6 protein-coding genes and 1 tRNA gene are annotated in these 7,973 nt (G+C 63.5%); 5 read left to right on the top strand and 2 right to left on the bottom strand.

Translation table 11 applies throughout. The features are described 5' to 3' along the window. From HMPREF9440_RS09605 to HMPREF9440_RS09590, 4 genes are all read left to right on the top strand, one after another. Window positions 1-1,206: hypothetical protein (locus tag HMPREF9440_RS09605; protein ID WP_040765585.1), on the top strand; the 1,206-nt coding region annotated here is incomplete at its 5' end. 152 nt (window positions 1,207-1,358) lie between these two features. Beyond that, entirely contained in the window at window positions 1,359-2,606 is a 1,248-nt protein-coding gene (locus tag HMPREF9440_RS09600) for a hypothetical protein (RefSeq protein ID WP_008543754.1), read from the top strand. A 33-nt stretch (window positions 2,607-2,639) separates the two neighbouring features. Then, window positions 2,640-3,632, top strand: coding sequence for an asparaginase (locus HMPREF9440_RS09595; RefSeq protein WP_008543753.1), 993 nt, complete (start codon window positions 2,640-2,642; stop codon window positions 3,630-3,632). Between the two features lie 159 nt (window positions 3,633-3,791). Next, complete coding sequence (locus tag HMPREF9440_RS09590) at window positions 3,792-4,526, top strand: response regulator transcription factor (protein ID WP_245523610.1); 735 nt, start codon at window positions 3,792-3,794, stop codon at window positions 4,524-4,526. Between the two features lies 1 nt (window position 4,527). Here the strand turns inward: HMPREF9440_RS09590 and HMPREF9440_RS09585 are convergent, their stop codons facing one another. Together HMPREF9440_RS09585 and HMPREF9440_RS09580 are read right to left on the bottom strand one after the other, a co-directional pair. Continuing rightward, window positions 4,528-6,957, bottom strand: coding sequence for a sensor histidine kinase (locus HMPREF9440_RS09585; RefSeq protein WP_040765577.1), 2,430 nt, complete (start codon window positions 6,955-6,957; stop codon window positions 4,528-4,530). 145 nt (window positions 6,958-7,102) lie between these two features. Further along, window positions 7,103-7,189 (bottom strand) — tRNA-Leu (locus HMPREF9440_RS09580). Window positions 7,190-7,382: 193 nt separating this feature from the next. On the opposite strand from HMPREF9440_RS09580, the gene HMPREF9440_RS11580 reads away from it, so the two are divergent. Then, on the top strand, window positions 7,383-7,973 hold a 591-nt coding region (locus tag HMPREF9440_RS11580; RefSeq protein ID WP_008543743.1), incomplete at its 3' end, for a hypothetical protein.

The raw sequence follows: 7,973 nt of genomic DNA, 5'->3' as shown, positions 1-7,973 counted from the left end.
CTGACCGCCATTACGGGCGCGGCGATTTCCGCGCTTGTGGCCGGGTTCCCGTTGGCGGGCGCCGAAGGCATGACCATCACAAAGATGATTATTTCGGGCCTCAATCCCGTGATCGCCGACATGACGGGCATCCTGCTCTTCATCGGCATCATGCAGGCGACGGGCTTCCTCGACGTCATCATTCGCGACATCGTTCGCATCGGTGACAAGATGGGCGGTGGTGTCGGCGTGGCCGGCGCGGGTGGCGTGGCCGCCGGCGTGATCGGTGCTCTGACCGGCTTCACGCAGCCTGTGGTGACGGCCGTCATTACCGGTCCCGCCGCGGTTCGTCTCGGCGTCGATCCGAACAAGACCGCCGGCATCATCGCCCATGCGGGCCACATCGGCAACCTCGCGGGCTTCACGCACCCGACCCAGGTCGCGATTCTCGCGACGGCGGGCATCGGCTACGGCCTCTTCAACGTTCTCGGCCTGATCGCCGCCCTTTCGATCTTCGTCGTTTCGGGCATCCGCATCACGCTCGACATGAAGCGCCGCGGCGTCAAGATCGACAAGGCCCAGCACGACGCGATCATGGCTGAAATCGAAAACCGCGAATACACGACGACCTCCTTCAAGGCGTTCCTGCCGTTCGTCGTTCTCTTCGTCGGTTTCGTGGCTGGTCTGCCGATCTTCCTCGTCGGCCTTTTCTCCGCGATGCTCACGATGTTCCTCGCGCACCGTGCGCCCCGTGAAGCCGAAGCCGACATGATGAAGGGCGTCTCGCTCATCGCGACCCCGCTCGTGGCCACGATCGGCTTCCTCTTCATGTCGACCGTCATCAAGGAAATCGGCATGGTTCAGACGATGTCCGAAATCGTCGCCCCGATCATGACGACCTCGCCCGTGCTGGTGATGTTCGGCGTCGCGTTCTGCACCGCCTTCATGACCCAGTCCTACGCGGCCAGCGTGGCCGTCCTCGTGCCGTTCCTCCAGATCGTGCTGGCGGCCGGTGGTGATCCCTTCGCTTCGGCCTTCGCCGCGGCTTCGGGCGCCGCCCTCATCCAGTACTTCCTGACGGGGGGGCCGGTTGCGGCTCTTGCGACCGTCATTCCGGTGATCCCGGGTTCCGAACTGAAGGCCGCCAACGCCTTCCAGCGTCCCTCGATTCTTGCCGGTTCGGCGACCGCTCTCGTCATCACCATCCTTCTGATGATGTTCGGTTAATACGTTGACCACGCGGCGCGGCGGCTGCTTGGTTGCCGCCACGCCGCGAACCCTCTCCGGTCGGAGCTCCTCCCGACCGGGCTTGGGCAAGCCGCTGACGGCTTACCCAAGCCTCAGTGAGGCGACCAGACCAAAGCGAAAAGGACGAAGACATGCAACCCTCCGCGAAGCGCAGCAACGGCATCCAAATGCCGACGAAGGCCCGTTTGGGGATCGTCGGCCATGCGGGATGCGGGCACGCCAACAGCCATCTCGGCTTCATCCAGGATGACTCCGGCGGCTTGGCGGCCGTGCTGACGCTCTGGCAGCGTCTGACCGGCGTCGACCTCACGATCACGTCCGTGCGCGCCGAAGTCGGCATGGAAGGCAGCTTCACGGTCGAAACCGCTTCGGGCGGCGTCGCCACCGCGACCGCGCGCCGCGGCGTGACCCCGTACGAAGCCCGTTTGGCACAGGCCGTCGTCGGCGAACAGGCGATCTGCACGCAGGCTCTCGCCGTGCGGGCTTTCGGCCGCATCCTCGGACAGGGTGCCATGGAGGCGCCGGTTGCGCTCCAAACCGCGATCGCCAACGCGGCGATCCGGAGTCTCAAGGCGGCGAATCCCGACGAAGTGGAGATCTTCGATGAAGGCGTTGAAGGAAACTGCGGGTTGGGCGCCTGCGCTTCCTTCAGGATCCACGGCCTGGACGTTTCGATGATGGCGCTCGTCAACGCGACGGTCGGCGGGCTCGGTCCCAACGAAGACGTCGAAGGCAATGTCGACCTTTACGGCAAGACCGGAGCGATGGCCCGATTCGGGCTTCGCGACGTGCCGACCTTCTTGATTGAGGGGAAGGTGTGTGCGGGTCCCATTTCGCCCATCATCGACGTACCGACCTTCCTCATCCGCGCCTATCCGACGGACGACAACCCCGTCGTCGCCGAGGCGTACATGCGCGCGGCGAAGCGCCTCGGCTACCCTGCGGTCTACCGAGAGGAACTCCTGCAGCGCAACCCCGATGCCATGCGCCGTCTGACGGAAACGATGGGCGAGAAGCTCGTGGCGCTGGGTGAGGAGCTCAAAGCCGCCCGCACGTCTGCGGAGAAGGTCCGCATTGCTGCCGAGGTGCACCGCTTCGCGAGTGAAGACCTCGGCGGGATCACCTTCATGAGCGACGACATCCACCGCGTGATGGGCGGCGTCGGGCAGATTCCCGGTACGACCGCCTGCATGAGTTTGTTCATCCCGAAGGCCGAGCAGCTTCGGACCGTGCTTCCCGTCCTTTCGACGGCGGACGCCGGGTGCTTTGCCGACATGCTTTATGAGGCCGTCGACGTGATGGCCGGCGAGGGGCTTCTTCCCAAGGCGGAAGAGGTCCTGCGACAGAACTACCGCAACCCTTGGGCGGCTGAAGACTGAGCCGCCCCGTGAAGAATCAAAAGGAGCTTTGCCATGATTGACAAGAAGATCATCATTTTCGCGACCGGCGGCACGATCGCCATGAAGTACGATGAAGCGAGCCAGGGGCTCGTTCCGGCGTGCACGGGCGAAGACCTCGCGGCGGCCGTTCCCGGAATCGGTGAAATCGCTCCGCTCGAGTTCTATCAGTTCTCGAACATCGCCTCTCCGGCGATGACCCCGCAGAACATGTGGGCGATGCACGAGAAGATCGAAGAATTCCTGGCGCGCGACGACGTGGCCGGCCTCGTCGTCACGCACGGTACCGACACGCTCGAAGAAACCTCCTTCTTCCTCGACATCACCAAGGTGAGCGAGAAGCCCGTCGTCACGACGGCCGCGATGCGCGGCGCGGGCGACACGAGCCCCGACGGTCCCATGAACATCTACTGCGCCGTCAAGGCCGCGGCGAGTGAAAAGACGATCGGGCAGGGCGTGTTGGTATGCCTGAACGAAACGCTCCATGCGCCGGGCGAAGTGATGAAGACCCATTCCGCCAACCCCGCGACCTTCATGTCGCCCTGGTGGGGTCCGGTCGGCTACGTTGATCTGGACCGCGTGATCCTGCGCCGCTCCTCTCTCGGCGTGAAGCGCTATCACCCGAAGGCCCTTACCGCTCGCGTCGACCTCATCAAGGCGATGACCGGCTCGGGCCGCGAATACATCGACTTCGCCGTTTCGCAGGGCGTCAAGGGGATCGTGATCGAAGGGTTCGGCCGCGGGAACATCCCGCCCGCCATGGTCCCGGGCGTTGAAGACGCCGTGAAGAAGGGCGTGGCGGTCGTGCTGACGACCCGTACGCCGGGCGGCCGCGTCCTCGACGTCTACGGCTACCCCGGTTCCGTGACCGACAGCCGACGCGCCGGGATCGCGATGGCCGGTGAAATTTCCGCCGCCAAGGCCCGCCTCAAGCTCATGGTGATGCTCTCCGAGCATCCCGAATGGGCGACGGACCGTGCGCGTCTCGAAGCCGAACTCGACATTTAAGGAGTCGTCCAGGGACGCGCGTTGAGCTCTCCGGTGCGTCCCGCTTTTCTCGCTTCGCCGCGAACCTTCGGGTTTGCGGCGCTTTTTTACGCGGGGCTGTAAGATGCCCTTGAACCGGCATGCCGACACCGGGTGCCGCCTGCCCAAACGGAGAAGCACGTGAACGACAACAACCGTCCCCTCATCATGGTCGTCGACGACGAGACCAAGATCCGGCGACTGATCGCGACGAACCTCGAACGCAGCGGATTCGACGTGATGAGCGCTGCGGACGGGCTGCTTGCCGTCGAAATCTTCATGAAGAGCTCGCCCCGGCCCGACCTGATTCTTTTGGACGTGATGATGCCGGGTATGGACGGGTTGGAGTGCGCGGCGAAGATCCGCGATATCGATGCCGTTCCGATCATCTTCATTACGGCGAAGTCTGACGGCACGACGAAGCTGCGCGGCTTCGACTTGGGTGCGGACGACTACGTGACGAAGCCCTTCTCGATTGAGGAGCTCATCGCACGAATCCGTGCGGTGCTGCGCCGCAGTCAGGCGGCCGCGAAGCCGGATGAACCCGAAACCCAAATCGAAAACGGGCCTCTCACGCTTCGGCTCGACGCCCGCACGTTCGTCGCGAACGGGCACGAGGTGCACCTCACCGCGACGGAGTTCGGACTCCTTGAGATTCTGATGCGCCGTCCCGGCGCGATCTTCTCCCATGAGGAGCTCCTCCACAAGGTTTGGGGTGCGGGGAAGACCTCGGAAGTCCAGTACCTGCGCGTCGCCTTCACGAAGCTGCGGCGGAAGTTCGAAGAGGCCGGACTCGAAGGCGGGATCATCTCCGCCTATTCGAGCCACGGCTACGTCCTTCGGGACATGCGAGAAGATGCGCTCGAGTACCTCTGATTCAATACGGGAGCGCGATCACGAAGCGGGTGAATTCGCCCTCACGGCTTTCGACCCGGATCGTGCCTTCGTGTGCCTCCACGATCGCCTGAACGATCGCCAACCCGAGACCGGTGCCCCCTTTGCGGCGCCGGTCGCGCATGTCGGCCTGGTAGAAGCGTTCGAAGATGTGCGGGAGCTTCGAGGGCGCGATCCCGATGCCGTTGTCCTCGACGGCGATCTCGACGGTTTCGCCGACGCGTCTCACGTCGACCGTCACCTCGGCGGGCACATCCTCCTTGGTGTAGCGGGCGGAATTCGAGAAGAGGTTGATGAAGACCTGCGTGATGCGTGCCGGGTCGAACCGGAAACATTCGGCGTCCGCGTCGATCGTGCGCCGCACCATGATGGGAAAGCGCGTCTTCACGAGCTTCGCCGCTTTGTCGATCGGCGTCGCGATGTGCACGATCTTCTTCTCGAGGAGGAGCTTCCCTTCGTCGAGGCGCGCGAGGTCGAGCCAGTCGTCGATGAGTTTTCGAAGGCGGATGCTCTCCTCGCACATTTCGGTGAGGATCTGGGCGCGGTCCTTGTCTTCGAGTCCGATGCCGGAAGCGAGCGTCTCGGCCTGAAGGCGAAGGCTCGTGATCGGCGTCTTGAGTTCGTGCGCGACGATGGAGACGAGCCGGTCCTTCATGCGGGACATCTCCATTTCTTCTGACACGTCGCGAACGAGTACGCCGAGGCCGATGCCTTCCTTCTGGAGGATGCCTGAACGCACCGCGAAGGTCCGCATTTCGAAGGTCTGCGGGGAGTCGCCTCGGGTGGTGGCCCGATAGATGCGCTCTGGAAGGAAGGCGTCCTCGGTTGGCGCAGGATGAGGCTTGCCGGCTTCGTCCAACCGCACGACGCTCGCAAACTGCTCGCTGATCACGTCGTGAAAGAGTATCGGGTCGGATTGGGTCAATCCGAGAAGCGTGCGGAAGTGCCGGTTCGCATAGGCGATTTGGTCGGTGTCCGATACGAGGGCGACGCCTTCGGTCATGCTCCCGAAGGCACCCTTCAGCGTGTCCTGCTCCTTGCGCAACGAGACGAGGAGCTCACGGTTGGCGAGCACGATGGCGATCGAACCCGCAAGGCGCCGGACGGCGGCGCAGGTCGGATCGTCTTCGCCTCGAAGTTCAGTCTTGGCGGTGACCAGGTGGCCGAAGGTCTTGTCGCCCAACGACACCGGGACGGACCGGCATTCGGGGTCGACGGATTCCCCGGCCGGAAGGAAGTGCAGGTCGTCGATCCCGTAGATCTGCCGCACGTTCGCGACGGCTTTGTCGACCTCGGTTTGAACCGAGCCTTCAATTGGTGCCAAAAGGAGGTGGAGCGCTCTGAGTTCCTTGTTTCGGTTTTGGAGCGACTCGGTGCGTTCCTTCACGCGCTGCTCAAGCGCTTCGGTGAGTTCCTGAAGTTTTTGGCTTTTGTCTCTGTTTTCGTCAGCCATGTCCTCGAAGCGCGTCGCGAAGCGCACGAGCTCCGTCGGACCGAACTGCGCGATGGTTTCGGAGACCTTGATCGGGACGCCCTTCTTCATCGCATCGACGGCGTCGCCCAAAAGGTTGATGCTCTGGATGATGGGACGGCTGGTCAAAATCCCCGAGATGAAGGACGCGAAAATCGCGAAGAGGATGAGAAAGCCCGAGCTTTCGAGCGAGTCCTGCATCGCCATGTTGCGGGCGGTGAGTGAAAACTCCGTCGCCGCGATGAGGTTCGTGCCCGCAATGGGGACGGCAGCCTGAACCTGCGGGTTCTCGCGCGTAACGGTCGCTCTCCAGAAGCTGAGCCCTTCCTTGAGGTGCTCGTGGAAGCTCGTGTCGGGGAAGTTCTTCACGAACGAGGCGTCCGACGTGAAGAGAAGCGCGCCCTTGTCGTCCAGCACGTGTCCGACGGCGGACTCTTCCGAGAAGCGGTTCCAGAGGTTGTCGCCGATGCTCCGCGGATCGATTTGGAGCTCGACGCAGGTGGCGTCCGAGCATCCGGTGACGAAGAGATTGGGGCGCCCGGTGATCGACATCCCGGTGCGAACGCCGGTGCGGGCGTCTTCCTTAAGCTTTTCGCGGATCGCCAGGACGTGCGCGGGGAGCGTCTTCGCGGCGACGGCGCCCGTCGCCGCCGGATGTTCCGTGTAGGCCAGAGAGGCGGCGACGGACTGAAGACTCCGCAGTTCGTTGTCGATGGCGGCGGCCCACATCCGCGTGAGGTCGACCTGTTGTTGGTCGGCGAGCTCGACCGTGCGCTTCATCGTCTGCTGATGAACGATCAGCATGATGAAGAGCGGGATCATCACGCACCAGAGCAGTGCGGACGTGAGGAGCTTGCGGAAGCTTTTCGGCTCCACGGGCTCTTCCACGAAGAGATACGGATCGAAATCCTGATAAAGGTCGTCGGGGAAGAGGGGGGCCAAAGGCGCCTGCTGAGGTGCCTTGGGGGCTTTTTCTCGGGCGGGCATACGCGAACCTCGAACGTTTCTCCTCTCGGGTGGAGAAAAGTCGCTGGGTATGCGAAAAAGCCCGCCGACTTGTCGTCAACGGGCTTTCTCAGTGAATTCGTGGTGCCCAGGAAAGGACTCGAACCTTCACGACCTCGCGGCCGCCAGCACCTGAAGCTGGTGCGTCTACCAATTTCGCCACCTGGGCACTGAGGAGATGAATTATGCCGAGCGCTTCGGAGACTGTCAAGGGTCTCGCAAAAATTTTTCTGCCGGGCGCTCGACGGGGCTCTGAAACGGCGCCTTTTTGAGCATTCCGCCGCCGGGCACCCCCGGATGGTCCTCCCGGATACCGTTGTACACTCGGGAAAGTTTGAGAAAAAGCCGACGGAATTTCCATCATGGCGAAGAAGAAAAGGACAACGAAAAACGCGGCGCCCGAAGAGGTGACCCTCACGCCCGAGCTTCTCGGGCGCGCCCGGGCCGCCATCGAGAAGCTCGACGCGGACCTCCCCTACAACAAGGCGAAGATGTGGTTCCGGCACGAGCTCGGCATCGGCGCGGGGGAGGCGAACGCGCTCCAACTGCAGCTGCGCGCGGAGGGCTTCAAAAACGACGACGCGGCGCGCGTCTTCCTCTCCGACACCGTGCAGAGCTTCCGCGGGATCGTCCGCGGGGCGCGCACGGCCGACATGATGACCGTCGTGCGTGAGGACGACTCGGAAAAGAGTTGGCCCCTGGAAGACATCACCTACGACTTCGTGCTGCCGGGCGACGTCCTGGAGCTTCGCCCCCAGGTACGCTACGGGAACACGCCGCGCCTCGTGCGCGTCATTGAGCGCACCAGGAAGCGCTGGATCTGCCGCGCGGTGAAGGGCTGGAAGGCGACCGTCTGGCAGTCGGTCAACCCATTCGCGCCCGTCGAATTCAACGTGGACGCCTCGACTCTGCCGAAGGGGCTTCCCGCCGGCTGCGTGATCGAGGTCGAGATC

Source organism: Sutterella parvirubra YIT 11816 (genome assembly GCF_000250875.1).
Classification (GTDB): Bacteria; Pseudomonadota; Gammaproteobacteria; order Burkholderiales; family Burkholderiaceae_F; genus Sutterella; species Sutterella parvirubra.
This window is presented reverse-complemented; position numbering and strand designations above follow the sequence as displayed.